24 protein-coding genes are annotated in these 26,554 nt (G+C 69.5%); 9 read left to right on the top strand and 15 right to left on the bottom strand.

Annotated elements, in window-relative coordinates; all coding sequences use genetic code 11:
* Nucleotides 1-71: 71 nt before the first annotated feature.
* Both ACIOHP_RS22820 and ACIOHP_RS22815 read right to left on the bottom strand, forming a co-directional pair.
* Nucleotides 72-371, bottom strand: a complete 300-nt coding sequence (locus ACIOHP_RS22820) for a DUF3039 domain-containing protein (RefSeq protein ID WP_046259009.1) — start codon at nt 369-371, stop codon at nt 72-74.
* 29 nt (nt 372-400) lie between these two features.
* Nucleotides 401-973 carry a YqgE/AlgH family protein gene (locus ACIOHP_RS22815; protein WP_046258927.1) on the bottom strand — a complete coding sequence of 191 codons (573 nt, stop codon included), beginning with the start codon at nt 971-973 and terminating at the stop codon, nt 401-403.
* A gap of 253 nt (nt 974-1,226) precedes the next feature.
* On the opposite strand from ACIOHP_RS22815, the gene murA reads away from it, so the two are divergent.
* On the top strand, nt 1,227-2,573 hold the full coding sequence (gene murA, locus ACIOHP_RS22810) for a UDP-N-acetylglucosamine 1-carboxyvinyltransferase (protein ID WP_046258926.1): 1,347 nt from the start codon (nt 1,227-1,229) through the stop codon (nt 2,571-2,573).
* Between the two features lie 128 nt (nt 2,574-2,701).
* On the opposite strand, the gene ACIOHP_RS22805 is transcribed toward murA, so the two are convergent.
* The 6 genes from ACIOHP_RS22805 to ACIOHP_RS22780 form a co-directional block, all read right to left on the bottom strand.
* A complete protein-coding gene (locus ACIOHP_RS22805; protein WP_007382399.1) occupies nt 2,702-2,983 on the bottom strand; it encodes an HU family DNA-binding protein in 282 nt (93 codons plus the stop codon).
* Nucleotides 2,984-3,315: 332 nt separating this feature from the next.
* Nucleotides 3,316-4,728, bottom strand: a complete 1,413-nt coding sequence (locus tag ACIOHP_RS22800; RefSeq protein ID WP_327717398.1) for an NAD-dependent malic enzyme — start codon at nt 4,726-4,728, stop codon at nt 3,316-3,318.
* 297 nt (nt 4,729-5,025) lie between these two features.
* Nucleotides 5,026-7,458, bottom strand: coding sequence for a HelD family protein (locus ACIOHP_RS22795; RefSeq protein ID WP_401890204.1), 2,433 nt, complete (start codon nt 7,456-7,458; stop codon nt 5,026-5,028).
* Nucleotides 7,459-7,527: 69 nt separating this feature from the next.
* Nucleotides 7,528-8,355: a zf-HC2 domain-containing protein gene (locus tag ACIOHP_RS22790; RefSeq protein WP_401890202.1), complete on the bottom strand. Its 828-nt coding sequence runs from the start codon at nt 8,353-8,355 to the stop codon at nt 7,528-7,530.
* A complete protein-coding gene (locus ACIOHP_RS22785; protein WP_010039908.1) occupies nt 8,355-8,876 on the bottom strand; it encodes a sigma-70 family RNA polymerase sigma factor in 522 nt (173 codons plus the stop codon). The genes ACIOHP_RS22790 and ACIOHP_RS22785 overlap by 1 nt, the downstream gene beginning before the upstream one ends.
* Nucleotides 8,877-9,194: 318 nt before the next feature.
* The gene (locus tag ACIOHP_RS22780) at nt 9,195-9,791 is read right to left on the bottom strand and encodes a CGNR zinc finger domain-containing protein (RefSeq protein ID WP_401890200.1); all 597 of its coding nucleotides are present in this window, start codon (nt 9,789-9,791) and stop codon (nt 9,195-9,197) included.
* Nucleotides 9,792-9,987: 196 nt separating this feature from the next.
* On the opposite strand from ACIOHP_RS22780, the gene ACIOHP_RS22775 reads away from it, so the two are divergent.
* Nucleotides 9,988-10,470: a DUF1772 domain-containing protein gene (locus tag ACIOHP_RS22775; protein ID WP_401890197.1), complete on the top strand. Its 483-nt coding sequence runs from the start codon at nt 9,988-9,990 to the stop codon at nt 10,468-10,470.
* Between the two features lie 180 nt (nt 10,471-10,650).
* Here ACIOHP_RS22775 and ACIOHP_RS22770 read toward each other — a convergent pair whose 3' ends face one another.
* The 3 genes from ACIOHP_RS22770 to ACIOHP_RS22760 form a co-directional block, all read right to left on the bottom strand.
* The gene (locus tag ACIOHP_RS22770) at nt 10,651-11,805 is read right to left on the bottom strand and encodes a uroporphyrinogen-III synthase (protein ID WP_327717403.1); all 1,155 of its coding nucleotides are present in this window, start codon (nt 11,803-11,805) and stop codon (nt 10,651-10,653) included.
* A 123-nt stretch (nt 11,806-11,928) separates the two neighbouring features.
* Entirely contained in the window at nt 11,929-13,314 is a 1,386-nt protein-coding gene (locus tag ACIOHP_RS22765; RefSeq protein WP_361539678.1) for a nitrate/nitrite transporter, read from the bottom strand.
* A 216-nt stretch (nt 13,315-13,530) separates the two neighbouring features.
* Nucleotides 13,531-14,445: a hypothetical protein gene (locus ACIOHP_RS22760; protein WP_401890193.1), complete on the bottom strand. Its 915-nt coding sequence runs from the start codon at nt 14,443-14,445 to the stop codon at nt 13,531-13,533.
* A 163-nt stretch (nt 14,446-14,608) separates the two neighbouring features.
* Between ACIOHP_RS22760 and ACIOHP_RS22755 the strand changes: the two genes are divergently transcribed.
* The 3 genes from ACIOHP_RS22755 to ACIOHP_RS22745 all read left to right on the top strand — a co-directional run bounded on the left by ACIOHP_RS22755 (nt 14,609) and on the right by ACIOHP_RS22745 (nt 16,243).
* On the top strand, nt 14,609-15,295 hold the full coding sequence (locus ACIOHP_RS22755; RefSeq protein ID WP_401890190.1) for a hypothetical protein: 687 nt from the start codon (nt 14,609-14,611) through the stop codon (nt 15,293-15,295).
* Between the two features lie 88 nt (nt 15,296-15,383).
* Nucleotides 15,384-16,007 carry a hypothetical protein gene (locus ACIOHP_RS22750; RefSeq protein ID WP_401890187.1) on the top strand — a complete coding sequence of 208 codons (624 nt, stop codon included), beginning with the start codon at nt 15,384-15,386 and terminating at the stop codon, nt 16,005-16,007.
* Nucleotides 16,007-16,243, top strand: a complete 237-nt coding sequence (locus ACIOHP_RS22745; RefSeq protein ID WP_327717408.1) for a helix-turn-helix transcriptional regulator — start codon at nt 16,007-16,009, stop codon at nt 16,241-16,243. Before ACIOHP_RS22750 ends, ACIOHP_RS22745 begins: the two co-directional genes overlap by 1 nt.
* A gap of 146 nt (nt 16,244-16,389) precedes the next feature.
* Here the strand turns inward: ACIOHP_RS22745 and ACIOHP_RS22740 are convergent, their stop codons facing one another.
* The 4 genes from ACIOHP_RS22740 to ACIOHP_RS22725 form a co-directional block, all read right to left on the bottom strand.
* Nucleotides 16,390-17,622: an acyltransferase gene (locus ACIOHP_RS22740; RefSeq protein WP_401890184.1), complete on the bottom strand. Its 1,233-nt coding sequence runs from the start codon at nt 17,620-17,622 to the stop codon at nt 16,390-16,392.
* 17 nt (nt 17,623-17,639) lie between these two features.
* Nucleotides 17,640-19,835, bottom strand: a complete 2,196-nt coding sequence (locus ACIOHP_RS22735; protein WP_401890181.1) for a glycosyltransferase — start codon at nt 19,833-19,835, stop codon at nt 17,640-17,642.
* The gene (locus ACIOHP_RS22730; RefSeq protein ID WP_401890178.1) at nt 19,835-20,572 is read right to left on the bottom strand and encodes a hypothetical protein; all 738 of its coding nucleotides are present in this window, start codon (nt 20,570-20,572) and stop codon (nt 19,835-19,837) included. The genes ACIOHP_RS22735 and ACIOHP_RS22730 overlap by 1 nt, the downstream gene beginning before the upstream one ends.
* 311 nt (nt 20,573-20,883) lie before the next feature.
* Nucleotides 20,884-21,855: a LysR family transcriptional regulator gene (locus ACIOHP_RS22725; protein ID WP_401890176.1), complete on the bottom strand. Its 972-nt coding sequence runs from the start codon at nt 21,853-21,855 to the stop codon at nt 20,884-20,886.
* Between the two features lie 83 nt (nt 21,856-21,938).
* On the opposite strand from ACIOHP_RS22725, the gene ACIOHP_RS22720 reads away from it, so the two are divergent.
* The 4 genes from ACIOHP_RS22720 to ACIOHP_RS22705 all read left to right on the top strand — a co-directional run bounded on the left by ACIOHP_RS22720 (nt 21,939) and on the right by ACIOHP_RS22705 (nt 26,554).
* A complete protein-coding gene (locus ACIOHP_RS22720; RefSeq protein WP_401890174.1) occupies nt 21,939-23,195 on the top strand; it encodes an MFS transporter in 1,257 nt (418 codons plus the stop codon).
* Nucleotides 23,196-23,520: 325 nt separating this feature from the next.
* Nucleotides 23,521-24,792 (top strand): extracellular solute-binding protein, encoded by a 1,272-nt coding sequence (locus ACIOHP_RS22715; protein WP_361539705.1) that lies wholly within the window; start codon nt 23,521-23,523, stop codon nt 24,790-24,792.
* Nucleotides 24,789-25,733, top strand: coding sequence for a carbohydrate ABC transporter permease (locus tag ACIOHP_RS22710; RefSeq protein ID WP_401890171.1), 945 nt, complete (start codon nt 24,789-24,791; stop codon nt 25,731-25,733). Before ACIOHP_RS22715 ends, ACIOHP_RS22710 begins: the two co-directional genes overlap by 4 nt.
* Nucleotides 25,730-26,554: a carbohydrate ABC transporter permease gene (locus ACIOHP_RS22705; protein ID WP_361539711.1), complete on the top strand. Its 825-nt coding sequence runs from the start codon at nt 25,730-25,732 to the stop codon at nt 26,552-26,554. Before ACIOHP_RS22710 ends, ACIOHP_RS22705 begins: the two co-directional genes overlap by 4 nt.

Below are 26,554 nucleotides of genomic sequence, written 5' to 3'. Positions count from 1 at the left end.
CCCCGGAGCGCGCCGAAACGCGCCCCGGGGGCCTCGCGAAGCTCAGTCGGGCAGCGGGCCCGGCAGCGGGCCTACTTGTCGCCGCCGCCCTTGCCGTCGCCGTCCCCGCCGGCACCCATGGACTCGTAGATCTCCTTGCACATGGGACACACGGGGTACTTCTTCGGGTCGCGGCCCGGCACCCAGACCTTGCCGCACAGCGCCACGACGGGGGTCCCGTCGAGGGCGCTCGCCATGATCTTGTCCTTCTGGACATAGTGGGCGAAGCGCTCGTGGTCACCGTCACCATGGGACACCTGCGGCGTCGGCTCTACGAGGGTCCCCGTACCAGTCCCGCGCTGCGGCTGGGTCTCAGGCTCAAGAGTGCTCATAAAGGCAAGCGTACTGAAGCTCACAGACATCAGTTGAGCGAAGGGTCGTCCGGATACGTGGCCACCATCGCGAGCTCGTTGCGCTGGCGGCGCAGAACCTCGCGCCAGAGTCTTTCCGGGGACGGGGAGGAGACGTCGCCGGGTTCGGACTCGACGACGTACCAGGCACCCTCGACCAGCTCGTCCTCCAGCTGGCCGGGCCCCCAGCCGGCGTATCCGGCGAAGATCCTCAGCGATCCCAGGGCCGAGGCGAGAAGTTCCGGTGGTGCCTCCAGGTCGACCAGACCGATCGCGCCGTGCACCCGGCGCCAGCCCAGCGGGGCGCGCTCGCCGGACGCGCCGCCCGGGATGACGGCCACGCCGAGCGCGGAGTCGAGAGAGACCGGGCCCCCCTGGAAGACGACGCCGGGCTCACCGGTGAGGTCCGCCCAGCCCTCCAGGATGTCGCCCACGTCCACCGGGGTGGGCCGGTTGAGGACGACGCCGAGGGAGCCCTCCTCGTCGTGGTCGAGAAGGAGCACCACCGCACGGTCGAAGTTCGGGTCCGCCAGGGCGGGCGTTGCCACGAGCAACCGCCCTGTGAGCGAGGACACCTCGGTCATGCCAGACATGATCCCGCATCTTCCCCGCGAGCGGGGAGGCAATGCCGGTACGGCCGTGAATGCAGCTCAGAGCGCAACCACGCGCCCCACGCGCACAACCGCCCCCGTGACCCCATGTGCCCGGGACCACACGGCACGTGTTGTGACACAGCTATGACGTAGCTGGGCGGCACTTGGGCTTACGGAAGGGGGGTGGGCGGCGATTACCCTTTCCCTTCTGGCCACCTGCCCCACCAATCGGAACGCGAGATACATGACCGTCAACGGCTCTGACGACGTACTGCTTGTCCACGGCGGCACCCCGCTCGAGGGCGAGATCCGTGTTCGTGGTGCGAAGAACCTCGTACCGAAGGCCATGGTCGCCGCCCTGCTGGGCAGCGGACCGAGTCGACTGCGCAACGTTCCGGACATCCGTGACGTGCGCGTCGTACGCGGTCTCCTGCAACTGCACGGGGTGACGGTCCGTCCGGGTGAGGAGCCGGGCGAGCTGGTGATGGACCCGACGCATGTCGAGAGCGCGAACGTCGCCGACATCGATGCCCACGCGGGTTCCAGCCGTATCCCGATCCTGCTGTGCGGCCCGCTGCTGCACCGCCTCGGGCACGCCTTCATCCCCGGTCTCGGCGGCTGCGACATCGGCGGCCGGCCCATCGACTTCCACTTCGAGGTGCTGCGGCAGTTCGGCGCGACGATCGAGAAGCGGGCGGACGGGCAGTTCCTGGAGGCGCCGCGGCGTCTGCGCGGAACGAAGATCCGGCTGCCGTACCCGTCCGTGGGCGCGACCGAGCAGGTCCTGCTCACCGCGGTCCTCGCCGAAGGTGTCACCGAGCTCTCCAACGCCGCGGTGGAGCCGGAGATCGAGGACCTCATCTGCGTCCTGCAGAAAATGGGCGCCATCATCGCGATGGACACCGACCGCACGATCCGCGTCACCGGTGTGGACCAGCTCGGCGGCTACAACCACGCCGCCCTCCCGGACCGCCTGGAGGCCGCCTCGTGGGCTTCCGCGGCGCTGGCGACCGAAGGCAACATCTACGTCCGCGGCGCCCAGCAGCGCTCGATGATGACGTTCCTGAACACCTACCGGAAGGTGGGCGGCGCCTTCGAGATCGACGACGAGGGCATCCGCTTCTGGCACCCCGGCGGCCAGTTGAAGTCCATCGCGCTCGAAACCGACGTGCACCCGGGCTTCCAGACGGACTGGCAGCAGCCGCTGGTCGTGGCGCTCACCCAGGCCACCGGCCTGTCGATCATCCACGAGACGGTCTACGAGTCCCGCCTCGGATTCACCTCCGCGCTCAACCAGATGGGTGCTCACATCCAGCTGTACCGCGAGTGCCTGGGCGGCAGCGACTGCCGCTTCGGCCAGCGCAACTTCCTCCACTCGGCCGTCGTGTCGGGCCCGACGAAGCTCCAGGGCGCCGATCTGGTCATCCCCGACCTCCGCGGCGGCTTCTCCTACCTGATCGCCGCCCTGGCGGCCCAGGGGACCTCGCGGGTCCACGGCATCGACCTCATCAACCGCGGCTACGAGAACTTCATGGAGAAGCTCGTCGAGCTGGGCGCGAAGGTCGAGCTGCCGGGCAAGGCGCTCGGATAGCCCAGTCCCTGAGTACGGCGATGGGGCGGCCCCTGGAAAAGGGGGCCGCCCCATTGGCGTTACTGCGCCTGGTACGTCGTACTGGCGTTACTGCGCCGGGTACGTCGTACCGGACGTACCGTCAGGCCTTACTTGCCCTTGGCGGCTTCCTTGAGCTTGCTGCCCGCGGAGACCTTGACGCTGTAACCGGCGGGGATCTGGATCGGGTCGCCGGTCTGCGGGTTGCGCGCGGTGCGAGCGGCACGGTGGGTGCGCTCGAAGGTCAGGAAGCCGGGGATGGTGACCTTCTCGTCGCCCTTGGCGACGATCTCGCCGACGGTCTCGGCGAACGCGGCCAGCACGGCGTCGGCGTCCTTGCGGGTCACCTCGGCGCGGTCGGCCAGGGCGGCCACCAGCTCACTGCGGTTCATGTTGTTACTCCCGTGTTCTTTTGCCGTTGGGGCGTGCCACGCGGCGTAGCCGCACATTCGGCACAGCGATGCCGATGCTGCCAGGGTTCTCGGTAAGGCCCCGGACCCGGGTCCGTCGTCAGACCCTCGCGCCCAGAGACGCATCCTGCCCCCACCTGCGGCGCGAAAGCCAATCCGGCACCCGTAGGAATCGTGAGAACACCCTTGGGTGTCACACGAAGAGAGGCCCCGAGCCTGGCCGACACGATAAACGGCGGCCAGGAGCCCCGGGTTCCACGACGCGCCGATGCAAGGCCTTGCCGTGGTGATCCTCACAGCCCGCGCACATCGTCCTACGAGGACGCCGCCGCCTTCGCCGCCTCGCGCACCGCTCCGGCGACCGCGCCCGCGACCTTGTCGTTGAAGACGCTGGGGATGATGTAGTTCGGGTTCAGTTCATCCTCGGTCACCACGTCCGACAGGGCGGTCGCGGCGGCCAGCATCATGTCCGTGTTCACCGTGCGGGACTGCGCGTCCAGCAGACCGCGGAAGACACCCGGGAAGACCAGCACGTTGTTGATCTGGTTCGGGAAGTCGGAGCGGCCGGTGGCCACGACCGCCGCCGTCTGACGGGCGATCGCCGGGTCCACCTCGGGGTCGGGGTTCGCGAGCGCGAACACGATGGCACCCTCGGCCATGGCGGCCACGTCGTCGCCGTCGAGGACGTTCGGGGCGGAGACGCCGATGAAGACGTCCGCGCCGCGCACGGCCTCCTTCAGGGTGCCCGTCAGGTTCTCGGGGTTGGTGTTGTCGGCGATCCAGCGCAGCGGCGAGTCCGCGGCGGCGGACACCAGGTCCTCGCGGCCCGCGTGCACGACACCGTGGATGTCGGCGACGACGGCGTTCTTGACACCTGCGGCGATCAGCAGTTTGAGGATGGCCGTACCGGCCGCGCCCGCACCGGACATGACGACGCGAATGTTCTCGATCGCCTTGCCGGTGACCCGGAGCGCGTTCTTCAGCGCGGCGAGGACGACGATCGCGGTGCCGTGCTGGTCGTCGTGGAAGACGGGGATGTCGAGGGCCTCGCGCAGCCGGGCCTCGATCTCGAAGCAGCGGGGCGCGGAGATGTCCTCGAGGTTGATGCCGGCGAAGCCCGGGGCGATCGCCTTGACGATCGCGACGATCTCGTCGGTGTCCTGGGTGTCCAGGCACAGCGGCCAGGCGTCGATGTCGGCGAAGCGCTTGAACAGGGCCGCCTTGCCCTCCATGACCGGCATGGCGGCCATCGGGCCGATGTTGCCCAGACCCAGGACCGCCGAGCCGTCCGTCACGACCGCGACGGTGTTGCGCTTGATGGTGAGGCGGCGCGCGTCCTCGGGGTTCTCGGCGATCGCCATGCACACGCGGGCGACGCCCGGGGTGTAGATCATGGACAGGTCGTCACGGTTGCGGATGGGATGCTTGGACTGCATCTCGATCTTGCCGCCGAGGTGCATCAGGAACGTACGGTCGGAGACCTTGCCGAGCGTGACGTCCTCGATGCCGCGCAGCTGCTCGACGATCTCCTCGGCGTGGGCCGTGGAGGTCGCCGCGATGGTGACGTCGATACGGAGCTTCTCGTGGCCGGAAGCGGTCACGTCGAGGCCGGTCACCGAGCCTCCGTGGGACTCCACGGCCGTGGTGATCTGGGAGACCGCCGTTCCGCTCGCGGGCACCTCCAGACGGACCGTGATCGAGTAGGAGACGCTGGGCGCCGTTGCCATGGCCGACTTCCTCTGCTTTCACCTTTGACGCTGTATGCCGTCCGATCGTCGCACCTACTGTCGAGTAGGCGTTAGCCACGTTGGATTGCGAACGTTTTGTTCACAACGAGAGAGGCCCACGTCCGTGACGTGGGCCTCTCTCGCAGTCAGTGACACCGACCCGCCATGCTCGCCTCGCGGCAAGTGGTCCCTCTGAGGGACGAAGGTTGGGCCCGGGGGCTTGGATCGGGCCGGTGTCACACCCAGGCTAACAAACGGATCCCGTAAGGCCATTCCCGTCTCGAGAGTTCATATCGATCAATCTCTGAGAAGGTCGGGCACCCCGGCCGCGTCGGGCTGGTCGCGCTCCCCCGACACGACCGTCAGCTGCTGGGTCGCGCGGGTGAGCGCCACGTACAGCACCCGCAGGCCGGCCGGGGACTCGTCGGCGATCTCGGCCGGGGAGACGACGACCGTCGCGTCGTACTCCAGGCCCTTGGCCTCCAAGCTGCCCAGGGCCACCACCCGGTCGCCGAGCCCGGCGAGCCAGCGGGCGGCCTCCTCGCGGCGCTGCATGGCGACGACCACGCCGATCGTGCCGTCGACCCGGTCGAGGAGGCGGGCGGCCTCCTCGCGGACGGCGCTCGCGAGGGATTCCCGCACGACGGCGAAGCGGGGTTCGACGCCGGTGGACCGTACGGCCCTCGGGGACTCGGAGCCGGGCATCGCGAGGGCCAGCACCCTGGAGGCGAGCTCGGCGATCTCCGAGGGGTTGCGGTAGTTCACGGTGAGCTGGAAGCGCCGGCGCGGACGCGTGCCCAGGGCCTCGTCCCTGGCCTCGGCCGCCTCGTCGGGGTCGGACCAGGAGGACTGGGCCGGGTCGCCGACGACCGTCCAGGTGGCGTGCCGGCCGCGACGGCCGACCATGCGCCACTGCATCGGCGTGAGGTCCTGGGCCTCGTCGACGATGACGTGGGCGTACTCGGTGCGCTCCTCGGCGAGCCGCTCGGCGCGTTCGCGCTGGGTCTCCTCGCGGACCGGCATCAGCTCCTCCAGGCCGGTCAGCTGGTCGAGCGGGTCCAGGTCGCGCCGCTTCCTGGGGCGGGCCGGGGTGCCGAGGATCGCCTGGAGCTCGTCGAGCATGGCGATGTCGTGCACGGAGTACCCGTCCCGCCGCAGCGAACGGGCGACCTTGCGGACCTCGCCGGGGTTGAGGATCCGGCGGGCCCAGCGGCCCAGGCGGCGCTCGTCGGCCATGGCGGTGAGGACGGCCTGCGGGGTGAGCTCCGGCCACCAGGCGTTCAGGAAGTCGATGAAGCTGTCCTCGCTGCTGACGTCCTCGTCGAAGGAGGAGCGCAGCTCGGCGGCGAGCTCCGGGTCGGTGTGCCGGCCGGCGGAGCCTGAGCGGGCCCACAGGGCGTCCAGGAGGAGCCTGCGGGCCCGGGGGCGCAGCAGGTTCACGGGGGCCGTGCCGCTGAGCGCGGTGTGGCGGATACGTTCCAGCTCCGGTGCCTCCAGCTCCAGGCGGCGCCCGAAGGCCACCACGCGCAGCCGGGAGGCCGGGCCCGTGGGGGCCTGGTCGGGGGTGTCGTCGTCACCGAAGGCGAGCTGGTCCGCGTCGCCGGCGCCGAAGGCGAGCCGGCCGGACGCCTCGCCGCGACGGCGCCGCCTCCCGGAGCCGCCCGCGGACGCGCCGCTGCCCGAGCCTGCCTCCAGCGCCCCTCGTGCCGCCTTCCGCAGCACCTTGAGCATCCGGTACGAGCCCTTGGCGCGGGCCGTGGACGGAGAGTCGTAGAGCGTGGCCTCCACGCCGTCGACGAGCGAGCCGATCGCCCGGATGGCGACCTGGCCCTCCTCGCCCAGTGAGGGCAGCACGCCCTCGGTGTACGCCACCAGGAGCGGGGTCGGCGAGACGATGAGGATGCCGCCGGAGTAGCGGCGCCGGTCCTGGTAGAGCAGGTAGGCGGCGCGGTGCAGGGCCACGGCCGTCTTGCCCGTCCCCGGGCCTCCCTCGACGTAGGTCACCGAGGCGGCGGGCGCGCGGATGACCAGGTCCTGCTCGGCCTGGATGGAGGCGACGATGTCCCGCATGGTGTGGCTGCGGGCCTGGCCGAGGGCGGCCATCAGGGCGCCGTCGCCGATGACGGCGAGCTCCTGCCCGTCGAGGAAGGCCTTGAGCTCGGGGCGCATGAGGTCGTCCTCGACACCGAGGACGCGGCGGCCCTTGGAGCGGATGACCCGTCGGCGCACCACCCGGCCGGGGTCGACCGGGGTGGAGCGGTAGAAGGGAGCCGCGGCCGGGGCCCTCCAGTCGATGACGAGCGGCGCATACTCGGAGTCCAGGACTCCGATCCGGCCGATGTGCAGGGTCTCGGCGATGTCGGCGGTGCTGTCGTCCCGCACGGCGCCGTCGGCGGGTTCCACGGCGGTGTAGGCGCCGTCGGGACCCTTCTTGCCGTCCTTGCCGAGGAGCAGGTCGATCCGGCCGAAGAGGAAGTCCTCGAACTCGTTGTTGAGGCGGTTGAGGTGCACCCCCGCCCGGAAAACCTGCGCGTCCCGCTCGGCGAGCGCGCCGGGGGTGCCGACCTGGCCACGCTTGGCCGCGTCGTTCATCAGGAACTCCGCCTCGTGAATCTTCTCCTCGAGACGCCGGTACACCCGGTCAAGGTGTTCCTGTTCGACACTGATCTCTCGATCCCGAACCGAGTCGTGAACCGAGTCGACCGCGGTTTGTTGAGCCTGAGCGGCCACCGGGCCCCCTTCTGACGTGCTGGGCAGCCGTCAACCGTACGCGAAGGGGACCCGATGCAGCTACGTCAGCTACGCGTCGACTTCGACGAGTCGCTTGCCGCCGAAGGTCATGACCTCGAAGTGATCGATGTCGTTCAGGTCGAAAGCGGCGCCGCCGTGGACGTAGAGCGGCTGCTTGGCCTGCTCGGTCTTGGCGTTGGCGATGCCATAACCCCAGGTCGGGACGGACCAGGAGGTGACCGTCTCACGCTCGCCGTTCTTGCCCACGGCGATGAGGGAGCACTTCTCCGGGCCCTTGACGTTCTTCAGCTGGAGGACGGCATGGGTGCCCCAGGCCTTCTCCTCCACGGCGACGGTCGCACTGACGTCCGTGCTGGGGTCGGTCGCCGTCAGCTTGTCGTCGATGGCGTCGAAGGCTTCCTTGGCGGGGCTGCTGCTCGTCGTGTGCGCGGAGACGTTTCCGCCGGAGTCGTCGCCGGTCGCCCCTACGGCCACCAGCGGACCGCCGATGATCAGGGCGGCCGCCGCGGCCACCATGTAGAAGGCGCGCCGGCGCTTCTGGGCGCGGCGTTCGGCGACCTCGTCGACGAGCTTGTTCACCAGCCGCGGACTGGGCTTGGCGGACAGGGACTCGCCGATCGCGGGAGTGCCGGAGCCGGGCAGGTCCGCGAGCGCGGCCAGCATCGGTTCCATCCCGGCGAGCTCGTCGAGCTGCTGGGCGCACCACTCGCAGGTCGCGAGGTGCATCTCGAAAGCGGTTGCCTCGGCGTCGTCGAGAATCCCGAGGGCGTAGGCGCCGACGGTCTCGTGCTCGTTCGGCACCGGAGAACCCTGCATGGAGCCAGACATACCCGAACCACCACTACCGAATCCCTGGTTTCCCCCGTAAACACTCATCACGCCGTCACCCCCCGCTCCTCCAGTGCCAGCTTCATCGACCGCAGGGCATAGAAGACCCTTGAGCGAACGGTGCCGCTGGGTATCCCGAGCGTCTCGGCCGCCTCATTGACGGTACGCCCCTTGAAGTACGTCTCGACGAGCACCTCCCGGTGTGCGGGAGTCAGGTCGTCGAGCGCGTCCGACAGCGTCATCAACCACAGCGCCTTGTCGATCTCGTCCTCCGCGGGGATGACCTCCAGCGGCGACGGATCGACCTCCTGCGGCCGGGCCTGCCGGCTTCGGTGGCCGTCGATGACGATGCGCCGGGCGACCGTCACCAGCCAGGGGCGTACAGATCCGGTCGCTCGATTGAGCTGACCGGCGTTCTTCCAGGCACGGATCAGCGTCTCCTGCACGACGTCCTCTGCTCTTTGGCGGTCTCCGGCGACCAGCCGCAGTACATAGGCGAGCAGGGGTCCTGCGTGCTCTCTGTACAGAGCACGCATGAGCTCCTCATCAGGTTCCGAGGGCTGGGACATGCGATGTCGGGCCCTCGATCCACGTTCATTGGCCACGACGGAATCCTTGCGCACGCCCACCTCCGATGTCCGGGGGTTCCCCCGACCGGTCGCTCAACACGGGGTACGGACGCGGGCTGTTGCGTGTTCAAAGTGACACGACAGTTTTCTTCAGGATGCCGAGACTAGGGGGACATGGGTGCACATACCCACCCCTCGATCTTTACATTTCCACCACATTGACTCGAGCGCCGGGACTGCCCGTGCGCCGCCGCGAGTAAACGGCATGTAATCGAAATCACTTCGACATCCGTTCCACAGAAGGGACATAACGCCCCCTCAGGCGCGTGCGAGCGCGGCCCGACGCCGGTGCCGGGCCACTCTTTCCCGGTTTCCACAGACCTCACTGGAGCACCAGCGCCTCCTGCGCCCCCGGGATGTATCGAGATAGACGATCGGGCAGTTGTCGCCGGCGCACTGCCGCAGACACGCCCGCGCGACGGGGTCGGTGAGCAGTTCCACGGCGTCCCGGGCGATCGCGCCGAGCAGCGCGGCGAGTTCGGGAGGGTTCGCCAACTCCCTGACGAGCGAGCCGTCCTCACCCTGCACGGCACGCGGTGCCGGGGGTGCGGTGCGGGCCAGGTCGTTGACGCGGGCGAGCGCGAGGTCGTACGACGGCCGGGGCTCGGGGACGAGTCTCGCGCGTACCAATTGGCTTGTCTGCCCGCGAAGTTCGCGAAACCCCACTAGCCAGGACGCATCGGCGTGGGCCAGCGGGGTGTCCGGTGGTACGAGCCCGGCTCCGGTGATCCAGGCGAACAGTGCCTCGGTCGAGTCGAGCCGTTCTACGGGGTGGGTGGTCGCGAGGAGATCGAGGCAGATCCGCCCCGCGTCGAACCGCAGCTCGTACGGGGCCGTGGCCGTACCCAGTGCCATGTGCCTGTCACCGCCTAGAGGTGCCCTGCGTGTGAGGGGCCGGTGAGAAGGGGCCGGGAGAAAAGGTTCCCTCTCAACAGTGCCTTCCCGCTCTCGCCGTCGGAACCCCTCGTACCGGTGAGGCGTGGACGTGTGCGTATGGGGATGCGCCTTTGGACCATGTTCCGGTGGATGTGCCGGCCGTTGACTGGAGGGCATGACGACGAAGAAGAGCGCGGGAACCGTACTGGGGGCGGCCACGGTCGCGATGGGCCTGATCGCCGGGGCCTTCTACGTCTTCGCCTGCGCGGTGATGCCGGGGCTGGCGCGCAGCGACGACGAGGTCTACGTCGAGGTGATGCGGAACATCAACGACGTGATCCAGAACCCGGTGTTCATGCTCAGCTTCCTCGGGGCGCTGGTGCTCACGGGGGTGGCGGCTTGGCAGGCGCGGGGTGCGGGGTACCGCCGGTGGGTGTGGGCGGGGCTGGTCGCCTACGCCCTCGGTTTCCTGGTGACGGTCGTCTTCAACATCCCGCTGAACGACGCGCTCGACCGCGCGACGGACTCCGCTGCGGCGCGGGAGGAGTTCGAGGACGCGTGGGTGGCGTGGAACGTGGTGCGGGCGGTGCTGTCGACGGTGGCGATGGGCTGCCTGGCCCGGGGCCTGGTCCGCTACGCCCGCCTGACACCTCGCTGATCTCGCCCCCGCTTCGGCCCTGAAGAGGATTGCCTGGACCGGCGTGAAATTCAGCCCCTCCGGCGTTTGAGGAGCGGGGGTCCAGGGGGCAGCGCCCCCCTGGGAGCGGGGTCGAAGGGGCGGCAGCCCCCTGGGGATGGGAACGGGTAAGGGCGGCGGGGGCGAAGAAGAGCCCCTGCCTCACGCGTCCGAGTACTTCGCGTCCGCCGCCGGGTCCAGGGCGAGGCGGTAGCCGCGCTTCACGACCGTCTGGATCAGCTTCGGCGCCCCCAGGGCCGTACGCAATCGAGCCATCGCCGTCTCCACCGCGTGCTCGTCGCGCCCCGCACCCGGGAGGGCACGCAGCAGCTCCGCCCTCGCCACCACCCAGCCGGGCCGGCGGGACAGGGCGCGCAGCAACGACATACCGGCCGGCGGCACAGGGCGCAGGACACCGTCGACGAGGACCGCGTGGCCGCGGATCTCGACGCGGTGACCGGCGATCGGGAGGGAACGGGCCCGGGCCGGGAGCTCCTGGCAGAGGAGCTGGACGAGGGGACCGAGGCGGAAGCGGTCGGGTGAGACCGTGTCGACGCCACGAGCCTGGAGCGGCAGCGAGGTGACGGGGCCCACGCAGGCCGGAAGGACGTCATGGTTCAGAGCGGCCAGCAGCTCCGGCAGCAGTCCGCGCTCCTCCGCCCGGTTCAGCAAGGACGCCGCGGCGGGCGCGCTCGTGAAGGTCAGCGCGTCCAGGCCACGGGAGACCGTCGCGTCGAGAAGCCGGTCCACCGGCCCGATGTCCTCCGGCGGCATCCACCGGTAGACAGGGATCCCGAGCACCTCCGCTCCCCCGGCCCGCAGCGCCTCCACGAACCCGGGCAGCGGCTCACCGTGCAGCTGGATGGCGATACGGCGGCCCTCGACACCCTCCTCAAGGAGCCGGTCGAGCACCTCGGCCATCGACTCGGACTCCGGCGACCAGTTCTCCGTCAGCCCGGCGGCCCGGACCGCGCCTTTGACCTTCGGTCCGCGTGCGAGCAGCTCGATCCCCCGCAGCCGCTCCAGCAGGTCCTCGCCCAGACCCCACCCGTCGGCGGCCTCGACCCAGCCCCGGAAGCCGATGGCGGTCGTGGCGATCACGACATCCGGTACCTCGTCGATGACCTGCTTGGTCGCGGCGAGGAGCTCGCTGTCGTCGGCGAGCTGCACGATCCGCAGCGCAGGTGCGTGCAGGACGGCGGCTCCCCGTCGCTGCAGCAGTGCGCCCAGCTCGTCGGCCCGGCGCGCGGCTGTCACGCCAACCGTGAAACCGGCCAGAGGGCCGTGCTGTTCTGGTCGCTGCTGTTCGTCGTACATATAACTCTCGTCCCGCACTCGAGTCGTTTGCACCTACACCGGGTGTGATGGCACCTGCATGCCGAGCGAGCCTGTCAACGGCGCGTGACAGGCTCGGTTCGGCTTGATGTCGCCAGTGTTACGTCACACCTCGGCGTAGCTGAGCTGCGACTTCGCCTCGGAGGCGGCCGAGGAGGCCTGAATCCGGGAGGCCGAGCGCCGAAGGTATACGGCCCAGGTGACCACGAAGCAGGCGGCGTAGAAGGCGAGGAAGACAACGAAGGCGCCGGTGCCGGAGCCGTTGGAGAGGAAGGACTGGCGGAAGGCCAGGTTGATGCCGACGCCGCCGAGCGCGCCCACCGCGCCGATCAGTCCCATGGAGGCACCGGAGAGGCGACGGCCGTAGGCCGCGGCCGCTTCTCCCTGCAGCCCCTGGGCGAGGGCCTTGGCCTGGAAGATGCCGGGGATCATCTTGAACGTGGACCCGTTGCCCAGGCCGGTCAGGACGAAGAGGATCACGAACGCGGTGACGAACAGCGGCAGCGACTTCTCCATGCTGGCGAAGATCAGGACCGCGGTCGCCGCGCCCATGGCGACGTAGTTGTAGAGGCTGATCCGGGCGCCGCCGTACTTGTCGGCGAGCCAGCCGCCCAGCGGGCGGATGAGGGAGCCGAGCAGCGGGCCGATGAAGGTGACGTACGCGGCCTCCAGCGGCGTACGGCCGAACTGGACCTGGAGCACCTGGCCGAAGGCGAAGGCGTAGCCGATGAAGGAGCCGAAGGTGCCGATGTAGAGGAAGGACATGATCCAGGTGTGGGCGTCCCGCGCGGCGTCCTTGGCGGCGCCGGTGTCGTTCTTCACGGAGGCCAGGTTGTCCATGAAGAGGGCGGCGAGGACGGCGGCGATCACGATCAGCGGGATGTAGATACCGAGCAGGACGCGCGGGCCGCCGCTGGCGCCGATGACGGCGAGCGCGATCAGCTGGATGACCGGCACCCCGATGTTGCCGCCGCCGGCGTTGAGCCCGAGGGCCCAGCCCTTCTTCCGCAGCGGGAAGAAGGCGTTGATGTTGGTCATGGAGGAGGCGAAGTTGCCGCCACCGATACCGGCCAGCAGGCCGACCAGGAGGAAGGTGTTGAACGAGGTCCCTGGCTCCATCACCGTGAACGCGGCGACGGTCGGGACGATGAGCAGGCCGGCCGAGACGATCGTCCAGTTCCGGCCGCCGAAGATGGCCACGGCGAAGGTGTACGGCACCCGGACGACGGCGCCGACCAGCGTGACCATCGAGGTCAGCAGGAACTTGTCCGCCGGGGTCAGGCCGTACTCCGGACCCATGAAGAGGACGAGCACGGACCACATGGTCCAGATCGAGAAGCCGATGTGCTCGGAGAGGACGGAGAAGATCAGGTTGCGGCGGGCGACCTTCTCCCCGCCCTCGTTCCAGAAGGTCTCGTCCTCAGGATCCCACTGCTGGATCCAGCGGCCGCCCCTGGTCGGCGGTGCGGGGACGGTGCTAGGGGCTGTCATTGCGCCTCCACGGGGCTCCGGGGCTCGCTGGTGCGTTCGTGCTGAGCGGTGATGTCCCGAAGGTAGGGAGGGCGCGTTTCCTGACTGTGGCACCCGGTGACCGGTAAGGAACTTTGCTCTCACCCCGCGCGAACACGGGATGAGAGGTTCTGTCGCCTTACGTTACGAACAGCTCCCACCGGGCCGGTCGCCGATCGTGGAAAGCCGTGCCCGGGGTCAGCGCTGAGGGGACTGCCAGTTCGGGTTCTGCTGGGGGTAGGGCTGCTGCGGCGGGTACGGCTGCTGCTGGGGGTACGGCGGCTGGGCGGCGTACGGGCCGGGGGCCGGGGGCTGCTGGGGGTACGGCTGCTGGGGCGGGTAGGGAGCGGCCGCGGGCTGGGCGCCGTAGGGCTGCGGCTGCTGCTGCGGGTACGCCTGCGGCTGCTGCTGGGGATACGCCTGCTGACCGTAGCCCGGTGCGGGCGGTGCGGCCGGGGCGTTGCCGTACGGACCGGCGGCGTACTGGCCGGCGAAGGGGTTGGCCTGCTGCCCGGGGAACTGCGCCCCCGGCGGCAGATACCGCAGCCGCCCGCTCTCGTCACTGACGGGCGTGAACCCGGCGGCGTGCAGCCGGGCCGCGAACTTGGCGTTGCGCTTGCGGGTGACGAGGAGGCCGATCCCGAAGATCGCCATGAAGACGACCCAGGTGACGGCCGCCGCGACGAGGTCGCCGGGGCTCCCGCCGAGCCGGAACGCGAGGATCACGCATCCGATGGTGACGCCGAGGGCGCCGTACCCCATGCGCTTCTCGGCGTTCTTGCCGGTGAGGTCGAAGTTGATGCGGGCCTTGAGCAGCTCGAAGGCGTCCGGCACGAGCGGCGGCACGGAGACCCCGTCGCTCGCGTTCGGGTACTGGGCCCAGTTCTGGGCGGCCCGGGTGCGGGCCTGCGGGCTGGGGTCCGGGACGAGCAGCATGATGAGCGCGCCGTTGCGTCCGGAGCTCTGGCGTACGTCGGCGTACTCGTACCCGAACTGCTGGGCGATGAAGGCGAGCCGACCGAGTTTCTTCACGGAGGCCATGGCGCTGGTGAGCTCCACGGGCTCCCCGCTCGCCATCAACCGGAGCATCTTCTGCACTTGCCGCTTGCTCATAGCCGTCCGCTCCCCACCGGGCCACCCCGTTCACTTCCGCAACCGACGCAGTCTCGCACGCCCGTACTCCGCGGGGAAACCGCTGTCCCCTTGGGTTTACAGGACCTTGGCACGCCGGTCCGGCCCGGTAACCTCTGGGTCACATGTGATCTGTGGGGGGACTGTGCGAACGCGTGCGACCGTGCTGACGGCTGTGCTGGCGTGCCTGGTGGTGGCCGGGTGCGCGGGAGAGGACGGCGGTGGCGCGACGGAGCGCTCCGCGCAGGAGATCCTCGACGGCGCGAACAAGACGATGAGCGAACTGACGTCCGTGACCGTCGAAGGGAAAACCACCAACGCCAAGGGCGAGGGTTTCACCGGCCGTCTGACGACCGACCTCAAGAACCGGTGCACCTCGAGGACCACCTGGAACTGGAACGGCGCCGCCCTCGAACAGATCCGGATCGGCGAGACGGACTACGTCCGCCCGAACCGCGCGTACATCGAGTGGTGGTCGAACAAGCCCCTGAGCGGGGCCCAGGACACCTGGCTCAAGACTCCCGCGAGTGAGGCCGAGCGGGGTGACGGGCTCTCCGCCTGCCCCCGGGACTTCACCTCCTTCGGAACGACGAACAAGGGCGAGCCGACCGAGGTCGACGGCACTCCCGCGCTCGCGTTGATCGTGACCGACAAGTCGGTGAAGACCGGCAAGTACACCTTCTACGTGGCCACCGAGGGCAAGCCGTACATCCTGAAGGTCGTCTACAAGGGCACCGACTTCCACACCACGACCACGTACAGCGGCTTCGACAAACCCATGGACGTACGACCGCCCGCGAAGGTGCTGGACGTCAGCACACTCGGCAAATAGCCCACAACGGACAGGGCTTGCTTCCCGCACCCCTCACGCTTATCGTTTCTCGATAACATCGATAAACGATAAGCGTGACGGGGGAACCATGACCGAAGTGACCGATGACCGCAAGATGCTCGAGCCCATGGCCACGGTGGTGTCCATAGCGCTGCGCCTCCTGGTCGGCCTCGCGACGGCGGGGCTCATCCTCTCGGTGGTCCGGGGCAGCTGGGGCAGCGGCAGCGTCTGCATCACCGACGAGTCCACCATCAGCTCGGTCGCCCCCGGCAGCTTCGCTCCCGAGCCCGGGGCGCAGATCGCCTCGGTCCCCTACTACTGCGCCGACGACCCCGGCACCGCCCTGCGGCTCCTGGACGAGCTGGGCACGACGGCTTCGTCCCTGCTGCTGATCAGCAGCCTGTTCCTGTTGCACCGGCTGCTCCAGGGAGCGGGACGCGACGGCGTCCACACGACCCTGACGGCATCCCGGCTCCGCCTGCTCGGCTGGTGGCTGCTCGCCGGAAGCCTGGTCGTCGCACTCGTCCAGGCGAACACCCAGGCGGCCGTGCTCGCGGAACTGTCCAAGGACGCGGACTACTCGGTCGGCTCCTGGCTGCAGATGTGGGACTTCCCCTACCTCGCCGTGCTGACCGGCCTCGGCCTGCTGACCTTCGCCCGTATCACCCGCGCGGGCACGGCCATGCGCGAGGACCTCGAAGGAGTCGTCTGATGGCCGGCCCGGACGACGACCACGAGGACCATCACATCGAGGTCCACCTCGACAGGATCCTCAGCGATCGCGGCATGACCGTCACCGAGCTCGCCCAGCGCGTCGGCGTCACCAACGTCAACCTCTCGGTTCTCAAGAACGGCCGCGCCAAGGCGATCCGCTTCACCACCCTCACCCGCATCTGCGAAGTCCTGCAGTGCCAGCCGGGCGACCTGCTCAGCTACCGCAAGCCCTGAAGGAGGCTCATATGTTCAGCACCATGGACACCGCCACCGCCACCGCCGTCGCGGTCTTCGCCTGCGCCCCGATCGCTCTGCTGGTCGCAGCGGCCGTGTGGCTCAGGCGCCGCTGAGCCACACGGACCGAGGAAGGGCGCGCCCGGTCAGGCGCGGTGCCCCGCCCGTACCCGCTTCTTCTTCGCCCCGTTCGGCCAGAGCCGCGGCTTCCGCTGGGCCGCGAGGTCCTCGATCCAGCCCACACCGAGGATCGCCAGCGCGATCAGCGGCCAGACCAGGAAGAACATCCAGATCATGTAGGTCGAGTCGAGGGCGGCCGTCGCCCGCTCGCTCTCCATGAAGGGAAGGCTGTACAGCTGGTCGAGGATCGGGACCGTGGCCATGATCAGCATGTTGTGCCAGAGGTAGATCGTGACCGCGCGGTTGTTGGAGAGCGTGACCAGCTTGTCCCACTTCGCCAGCCGGCCCGGCAGCTCCTGCCAGGACGGGGAGTACTGGAGCAGGATCACCACGAAACCGAAGGACCAGGTCGCCTGGGCCAGCGGGATGTCGTTGAGGTCCCAGCCGTCGGGGCCCAGATGGCCCGACGCCCACCACAGACCGAACGCCATCAGCAGCACCGACCAGGAGACCGCGAGATAGCGCGGGACCTTGGCCAGCAGACCCTCGTGATGGGCGAAGCCCATGACCCAGCAGCCGCCGTAGACCGCGAAGTCGGTGACCGCGTTGCCGGTCTCGCCCGGGATGGAGACAAGTCCCGTACCCACCACGGCCGTCAGCCCCAGCGGGGCGAGCAGGGTCGGCCACGGCGCCCGGCGGAACGCCCACAGCAGGAGCGGGGAGGCGACGACGAACCAGAGGTAGGCCCGCAGATACCAGAGCGGTCCCGCCGCCTGCACGGCCCAGGTGTTCTCCAGCAGCCCGGACTGGGAGCCGATGCTCCACGGGAAGGGCGGGGCGCCGAGCGGGATGACGTAGTTGACCATCTCGATCAGGCCCCAGGTCCCGCTGTGGTCCGGGTCCTTCGACAGGTCCCAGCCGCCCGCGAACAGCAGCACCAGCACCACCGCGCTGAACGCCCACAGCGGCGGCAGCAGCCTCCTGATCCGGCCCCGGATCACTCCCCACGCCGGACGCTTCAGCGAGCGCGCCATCAGCGAGCCCGCGAGCGCGAACATCACGCCCATGGAGGGGAACAGGACCGTCAGCCAGGCCCAGCCGAACAGGTGGTAGGCGACCACGCGGACCAGGGCGATCGAGCGCAGCAGGTCCAGGTAGCGGTCGCGGCCCGGTTTCTTCGGGGCGGCCGCGGCGGGTGCGGGCACCGTGGGCGCGGGCGCGGCGGGTGCGTCGTACGGCTGTGTGTGTCCGTGGGTCATCCCACTGGCTCCCTGGGTCATCCCACCGGCCTCCGATCGCTTCCGCTGCCCGCCCGCTGGCGCGGTACCGCGCCGCCGGGTGCCTCGACGACACCGGTGCGCCGCAGCTTCTGCCAGCGCAGCCGGCCGCCGGTCAGGGCGGTGATCCAGGACTGGAGGAGGACGACGTACATGAGCTGGCGGTACAGGATCTGCTGGAGCGGCAGCGAGATGAGGTGGGTCATGCGTTCGCGGTCGAGGCGGAAGGCGTAGGCGGCGCAGACCAGCTGGATCGCCAGGACGCCCAGCCAGGCCATGACGGTCTTCTGGGTGGGACCGAAGACCAGGCCGTAGATCAGGAACACGTCGATCAGCGGGGCCAGCAGCGGTGCCAGGACCATGAAGAGCGAGACCAGCGGCAGGCCGACCCGGCCGAAGCGGCCCGAGGGTCCCCGTTCCACCAGTGCCCTGCGGTGCTTCCAGATCGCCTGCATGGTGCCGTACGACCAGCGGTAGCGCTGCGACCACAGCTGCTGGACGGTCTCCGGCGCCTCGGTCCAGGCCCGCGCCTTCTCGGCGTAGACGACCCGCCAGCCGTCGCGGTGCATCGCCATGGTGATGTCGGTGTCCTCGGCGAGCGTGTCGTCGCTCATGCCGCCGACCCGCTCCAGAGCCGACCTCCGGAAGGCTCCGACGGCGCCCGGGATGGTCGGCATGCAGCGCAGGATGTCGTACATACGGCGGTCCAGGTTGAAGCCCATCACGTACTCGATGTGCTGCCAGGCGCCGATGAGCGAGTCCCTGTTGCCGACCTTGGCGTTGCCGGCCACGGCTCCGACGCGCGGGTCGCCGAAGGGCTGGACCAGTTCGCGGACGGTGGACGGCTCGAAGACGGTGTCGCCGTCCATCATCACGATGATGTCGTAACGGGCGTTGGCCAGACCGCGGTTGAGCGCGGCGGGCTTGCCCGCGTTCAGCTGGCGGACCACCCGCACGTTCGGCAGGCCCATCGCCTCCACGATCCGCGCGGTGCCGTCACTGGAGCCGTCGTCGATGACGATGACCTCGATGGGGTGTTCGCTCGCCATCAGGGAACGGACGGTGTTCTCGATGCACTTGGCCTCGTTGTACGCCGGTACCAGCACCGACACCGGTTCGAAGACCGGGTTGCCCCAGCGGAAGTCGCGGCGCCGCACCCGGCGGGCGTGGACGCCGGACAGGAGGAGCATCAGGAAGAAGCGGCTGATGACCAGGAAACCGATGATCGCGAGGGCGACCACCAGTACGGCGGTGATGTTGTCGGAGGCGCCGACCAGGAAGACCCAGGCCTTGCCCTTCCACAGCTCGGCTCCGGTGACCTGGGTGTGCGCGCTGGGGGCGCCGAGGGCCTCGGTGAGGCTGTCGAACTCGTAGCCGTCGGCCTTCAGCTGGGGCAGCAGCCGGTCGAGCGCCTGCACGGTCTGGTGGCGGTCGCCGCCGGAGTCGTGCATCAGGACGATCGCGCCCTTGCCGCCCTTGGGCGTGGCCTTGCGGATGATCTCCTCGACGCCGGGCTTGCGCCAGTCCTCGCTGTCGGTGTTGTTGACGATGGTGATGTAGCCGCGGGTGCCGATGTACTCGGTGACCGGCCAGGACTTGTTGTCCATGGCGTCGGCGAAGGAGGAGTACGGCGGGCGGAAGAGCGAGGTGCGGATGCCGGCGGCGCCGGTGATCGCGAGCTGGTTCTGGGACAGCTCCCAGTCGACCCGCTTCTTCGACTGGTAGGACAGGTCGGGGTGGTTGAAGGTGTGCAGGCCGACCTCGTGGCCCTCTTCGACCATGCGCCGCACCAGGTCCGGATAGCGCGAGGCCATGGTGCCGGTGACGAAGAAGACCGCGTGGGCGTCGTGCTCCTTCAGCACGTCCAGGACCTTCGGGGTCCACTCCGGGTCCGGACCGTCGTCGAAGGTGAGGACGAGGCGGTGGTCCCGGAGGCTGAGGCTCTGGGTGCGGCCGCTGCGGGTGTCGATGACCGGCCCGCCCTCGAGGATCTCCTCCGGGACCCGGTCGGAGGCGGCGGGGGCCTGGACACGGTGGTCGGCGAGGATCTCGCTGTGGACGTACCCGCGCAGCATCAGCATCGCCATCATGGCGACGAGGATCAGGCAGGGCAGCAGCAGGCGCATGGGCAGGCGGCGCCGAGAGCCGTCGCGGGCCGGGGACGCGGCCCGGGGACGGCGGGTGCGGGTTGCCATCAGACGGTGCTCTCCGGGGACGGTGTCGTGGTGCTGAGGGGCGCGGGGTCGTTCGCACCGCCGGCCACCGTGTCGGTGCCGGTGCCGCCGTTGTCGCCGACCGGTGTCTCCGTCGGGTCGGGCGTGGGCTCCTCGGTGGGCGTCGGCTGGGGCGGACTGCTCGTCGCCGGCTCGGTCGGGTCGGGGTTCGGGGTGGGGTTGCTGCCGGTGCCCGAGGTGGTCTTCGTCGCCGTCGGCTCCGGGGCCGTCACCGCGCCCGGGTCCTGGGCGGTCGCGGTGGCGCCGGGCGCGGTGGCGCCCGCGTCCGGCGACGCCGTCGTGGTGCCGCTCGGAGGCGGTGAGACGCCGGGCGAGAGAGTGCCGCCGTCGGTGGGCGGGACCGTCTCCCCGGGCAGCGGGGAGTTGTCGACCTGGCCGGCCTCCTGGCCCTCGCCCTGGCCCGGTACGGGCAGCCAGGGGGCGTTGGAGTTGCCGGACAGCAGGGTCGTGACGATGACCACGGCGTAGATCGCGCAGGCGAGTCCGATGAAGATGCCGATACGGCGGTATCTGCGGCTTCTGCGGCCCGACTCGTCGACGAAGACCGGACCGTCGGAGCCTTCCGCGGTGTCGCCGCCGGCCTGGCCGACCAGACGGTTGTCGGCCCGCAGGGCGACCGCGTCCAGCTGGACGGTCACCTCGTGCGGGTCATGGGTGTTGCTCCACGGGTCGGCGAAGGCCGTCCCCTCGGGGCTCACCCCGGGCAGCACCTCGGTCTGGTCCGCCGACGCGAGGACATCCGACCCTCTTGTCTCCGGAAAAGCCTGGGTGCCGTTCCCCGGCGCGGGGAACCCCCTGGTCCCGGTGGCCACTGAGGGCCATTCCGGTTGGGCGTCTTCTCGCCAATTCTCGCGCACGCAGATCCCCCCACGGGACAGTTCTGGGTGCGCATACGACGCCGAGCACTCGTCGACCGAACCGAGCCCCCACCCGGCCCGAGCGCCCCCTTTACCACAGCGTGCTCAGGCCACGAATGTAGCGCACTGACGGCCGACGTGTTTGCAGTGTGTCAGTTGTGGACATTGATGATCTTCATGTCGATGGCCGGAATCCATGCCCCGGCAGGCCGGTGAAGCCACTTCTCAGCTGCCGAAAGTTCGGCCGCCGCGCGGCGCAGTGCGTGGATTCCGGGGTGCACCAGTCCCTTGCGCCACACCAGTGACACGGGTGACAGAGGCACCGGATCGACGAGCGGGCGCAGCACGGTGTTCGGCATGGCTGGAAAGTCCACTACCGCGAGGACCGGGTTGCGTGTTCTGGCCATGACACGCCGGAACTCTTCGTGACCGACCGCGAGCGGCGCGGGCGAGGCGACCTCGATCCCCCGTCCGTCGAACAGCCGGCGCGCGAGATCGGTCCACTCCGGCGTACGCGGATTTCCGGCACCCGCGTACACCTCCTCCCCCGCCAGCTCGGCCAGCGGCACCTCCGCCGAGGCCGCCAGGCGGTGGTCCTCGGGCAGCACGACCGCCATGGGCTCGAAGCGGACGATCTGGTGGTCCAGGCCCGCCCGCAGCGCCGGGGCCAGCCCCGCGTACCGGCCGAAGGAGGCGTCGAGGCGGCCCGCGAGCACCTCGGCGGCCGCGCCGGTCAGACCGCTCTCGTAGCGGGCCATCAGCTCGATGTCGGGGGCGAGTTCGCGGGCCCGGTGCAGCACCCGGCTGCCGGTGCCCAGGCCCGGTGAGTTGATGTCGACCAGCAGCGGCCGGACCGGTCCGAAGGCGGCGATCAGCGCGTCCTGCGCGTCCAGCACCCGCCGGGCGTGCGGCACCAGCCGCTCCCCGTCCGCCGTCAGCGTCACCTGCCGGGTGGTCCGTACGAAGAGTTCGGCGCCCAGCTCCCGCTCCAGCCGCCGTACGTCCCGGCTGAGCGCCTGCTGGGCGACGTAGAGCCGGGCCGCGGCACGGGTGAAGTGCAGTTCCTCGGCGACGGCGAGGAAGGCGCGCAGGAGGCGGGCGTCGAGGTGGGTCGGGGCGGGCATCCCGCGAACCTACAACGCAGGTGCGTGAATGCCCACCGATCAGGTGTTGGACCCCCTGATCACTCCCGGGCGACGGTGGACGCATGCCGCAACCCCTGTTCACGACGACCGCGGACACGCTCGTCGCCGTCGACTTCACGCCCCGGACCCGCCACCGGGAACCCGGCCCCTACCGCCGTCTCCTCACCCACCCCGGCACCCGCGCCTTCACCGTCGGAAACCTCCTCGCCCGCCTGCCCATGGGCATGTTCAGCGTGAGCGCGGTCATCATGATCGTCGCCGCGCGGGACTCGTACGCCCTGGCCGGCGCCGTCACCGCGACCGGCCTCGCGGCGACCGCGCTGGTCGCGCCCTGGACGGCACGGCTCGTCGACCGGTACGGACAGGCCCGGGTCGCCGTACCGGCCACGCTGCTCGCGGCGCTGGGTTCGCTCGCCCTGGTGCTGTGCGTCCACCGGGGCGCCCCCGACTGGACGCTGTTCGCCGCGTACGCCGCCACCGCCACCACCCCCAACACCGGCGGCATGTCCCGGGCCCGCTGGGCCCATCTGCTCAAGGGCGACGACACGGCCCTGCACACCGCGAACTCCTTCGAACAGGCCGCGGACGAACTGTGCTTCATGCTGGGCCCGGTGCTGGCGGTGGTGCTGTGCGGTTCGCTCTTCCCGGAGGCGGGGACGCTCGTCGGGGTGGCCCTGCTGGTGACCGGGATCCTGGTGTTCGCGGCACAGCGGTCGACGGAGCCGCCGGTGTCCGGCTCGCTCCGCAGGACCAAGGCCCCGCTCCGCGCCCCCGGCATCCCCGCGCTCCTCGCCGTCTGCCTCGCCATGGGCGCGGTGTTCGGGTCCATGGAGGTCGTCACCCTCGCGTTCGCGGACGTCCGGGGGCACCCCTCGGCGGCCGGTGTCGTCCTGGCCCTCCAGGCGGCCGGTTCCTGCGCGGCCGGGCTTCTGTACGGGGCGTGGAAACCGTCCGGTCCCGCCGAGCGGCGCTACCCGTGGTGCGTGGCCGCGATGACCGCGCTGATGACCCTGCCGCTGCTCGCCGCGTCCCTGACCGGGTCCCTGCTCGCCCTCGCGGCCGCGCTGCTGGTCGCCGGGATGGCGACGGCGCCGACGATGGTCACGGGTCTGACGCTCGTCCAGGAACACACCCCCGAGGGCCGCCTCAACGAGGGCATGACCCTCGCCGTGACCGGCCTGCTCGGCGGGATCGCCGGGGGCAGTGCGATGGGCGGCTGGACGGCCGAACACGTATCGCCGACGGCGGGATTCGGGGTACCGGTGGCCGCGGCGACGGTGGCGCTGCTGATCACGCTGGGGCGGGCGGTACGCCGCTGAACGCCGGTCCGCATCTTTCAGCCCGTCCGGCGTTTGAGGACGAGGCCCCTTCGGGGCCGAAGCGGGGGTCTGGGGGCGCAGCCCCCAGGGACGGGACGGGTAAGGGCGGCGGGGGCGAAACACCCGAACCCGTACCCCCAATTCGCGCGCACCCCATTGACGCCCCCACAGCTCGCACATACCTTCGCCCGTCGAAGCGCTTCGACGTCACGCATCGAATCGATTCGACGACCCCTGTCGATCCCCGCCGCGTGACGTCGCACCGAGAACCATCCGGCTCCGACTTCCCTGGAGGCACGGGATGTTGACGGCACGAAGGCGTGTGATGGCGACGGCGGTGGCCCTGACAGGGTCACTGCTCCTGGCCTCCTGCGGAGACTCGGACAGTGGGTCCTCCGAGGACGGCAAGACGCTCAAACTGTGGCACTACGAGGCTCCCAACAGCGCGATGGGACAGGCCTGGGACGAGGCGATCAAGGAGTTCAAGGCCAAGCATCCGGGCGTGAAAGTGGAGTTCGAGGCGAAGGGCTTCGAACAGATCCAGAAGACCGCCCCGATGGTCCTCAACTCCTCCGACGCGCCCGACGTCATGGAGTACAACAAGGGCAACGCGACGGCGGGCCTCCTGTCCAAGCAGGGGCTCCTCACCGATCTCACCCAAGAGGCGACCACGCGCGGCTGGGACAAGAAACTCAGCGCGAGCGTCCGCACCACCAGCGTGTACGACACCAACGGCGTGATGGGCTCCGGCAAGTGGTACGGCGTCCCCAACTACGCCGAGTACACGATGGTCTTCTACAACAAGGACCTCTTCGCGAAGTACGGCATCGCCGAACCGAAGACGTTCGACGAACTGACCGCCGCGATGGACACGTTCGTCCAGAACAAGGTCACCCCGCTCGCCAACGCCGGCGCCGAGTACATCGCCCAGCAGTACCTCTACCAGCTCGCCCTGTCGAAGGCCGACCGCTCCTGGGTCGACTCGTACGAGCTCTACAAGGGAAAGACCGACTTCCACGACACCGCCTGGAGCCACGCCGCCGACACCTTCGCGGACTGGGTGAAGAAGGGCTACATCGCCAAGACCTCCAGCAGCGCCAAGGCCGAGGACGCGGGCGTCTCCTTCATCCAGGGCAAGTCGCCGATCCTGTTCTCCGGCAGCTGGTGGTACGGCCGCTTCGTCGACGAGGCGAAGTTCGACTGGGGCACCTTCCTGTGGCCCGACTCGAACCTCACCCTCGGCTCCGGCGGCAACCTCTGGGTCGTCCCCAAGGGCGCCAAGAACAAGAAACTGGCCTACGACTTCATCGACATCACCATGTCGAAGAAGATCCAGAACCTGCTCGGCAACAAGGGCGGTGTCCCGGTCGCGGCCGACGCGAGCGCCATCACCGACGCGAAGTCGAAGGCCCTCATCGACAACTTCAACGTCCTGTCCGAGCGCGACGGACTGGCCTTCTACCCCGACTGGCCGGTCCCCGGCTACTACGACGTCCTCGTCTCCGAGACCCAGAAGCTGATCACGAGCAGCGAGCAGCCGGACGGCTATCTGGACGCCCTCCAGGAGGCGTACGACAAGGGCGCGCCGAAGCAATGACGGTGACCGTCGAGAAGAGGGTGACCAGCGAAGAGACCCACGCCGGTCACCCTCGCCGCCCCCGCGACTCCTACGCCCTGTTCCTCCTCCCCGGCGTCCTCGCCTTCCTCGCCGTCATCGTCGTCCCGTTCCTGATGAACACGGGCGTCAGCTTCACCGACTGGCAGGGCGTGGGCTCCCCCAGCTGGACCGGGCTCGCCAACTACCGCGAGCTGATGGACGACTCGGAGTTCTGGGAGTCGTTCCGGCACAGCCTGTTCATGGTCGTCGCCATGGCGGCCGTACCGACCGCGGTCGGACTGGTCCTGGCCGCCGCGCTGTTCGACTACATCGGCAAGCACTTCGGATCGAGGATCGTCGCGGTACTGCGCGCCTGCTTCTACCTCCCCCAGGTGCTGCCGATCGCGGTCGCGGGCATCGTCTGGAGCTGGATCCTGGCTCCCACCGACGGCTCCCTCAACGAACTCCTCAAGGCCGTAGGGCTGTCGAGCTGGCAGCAGGACTGGCTCGGCGACCCCGACATCGCCCTCTACAGCGTGATGGGCGTGATGGTCTGGGTCCAGCTCGGCTTCCCGCTGGTCATCTTCATGGCGGGCCTGCAACGCGTGGACCCGCAGCTGCACGAGGCGGCCGAGCTGGACGGCGCCGGCTGGTGGCGCCGGTTCTGGCACATCACGCTGCCGCAGATCCGCCCGGAGATCTACGTCGTCCTGACCTGGTGCACGATCGCCGCGCTGAAGGTCTTCGGAGCGGTGTACGTCCTGACGAAAGGCGGCCCGGGCGGCGCCACGAACGTCCCGTCCTACTTCTCCTTCACCACGTTCTTCGAGAAGACGCAGGTCGGCTACGGCGCCGCCATCTCCACCGTCCTCACGGTGATCATCCTGGCCCTCTCCCTGATCGGCCTGAAGCTCCAGACCCGCGCGGAGGGGACAGCATGAGCACCGCCCTACGCCGATACCCCGTCCTCGTCGCCCTGTGCGTCGCGGCCCTCTTCATGGTCGTGCCCTTCCTGATCGTCGCGGTCAACGCGGTCAAGTCCCCCGCCGAGTACTCCCAGAACGGCCCCCTGAGCCTCCCCGACGGCCTCTACCTGGACGGTCTGAAGGACTTCTGGGAGCGCGTCGACTACAGCCAGAAGCTCTTCAACTCCCTGCTGATCAGCGGCGGAGTCGCCGTCCTCGCGGTGATCCTGTCCGTCCTCAACGCGTACGCGATCGGCATCGGCCGCATCAAGGGCCGCACCTGGGTGCTGGCCTTCTTCGTCCTGGCGAACATGCTGCCGCAGGAGGCGCTGGTCTACCCGATCTACTACCTGAGCAAGGAAGCCGGGCTCTACGACACCAGGCTCAGCGTGATCATCGTGTTCACGGTGATCCAGGCGGCGTTCGGCACCTATCTCCTCTCCGCCGTCCTCGGCCAGTTCCCCCGCGAGATCATCGAGGCCGCGAAGATCGACGGCGCCGACAAGTGGCAGATCCTGTGGCGGATCGTCGTCCCGGTGAGCCGCCCCACCATCGGTGTGCTGCTGGTCTTCTTCTTCATCTGGACCTGGAACGAGTTCCTGCTCCCCCTGGTCATGCTGATCTCCAACGACAACCAGACGGTGTCGGTGGCCCTCGGCGTCCTCCAGGGCCAGCGCCTCATGGACGCCACCATGACCAACGCGGCAGCTCTTCTGGGCGTCCTCCCGGCCATCGTCTTCTTCCTTCTGTTCCAGCGGACCCTCACCCGCGGCATCGCCGTGGGTGCCGTCAAATAA

The organism is Streptomyces sp. NPDC087859 (genome assembly GCF_044742595.1).
Taxonomy (GTDB): Bacteria; Actinomycetota; Actinomycetes; order Streptomycetales; family Streptomycetaceae; genus Streptomyces; species Streptomyces canus_F.
Note: the sequence above shows the minus strand (reverse complement) of the source record. Positions and strands in the feature narration are given on the sequence as shown.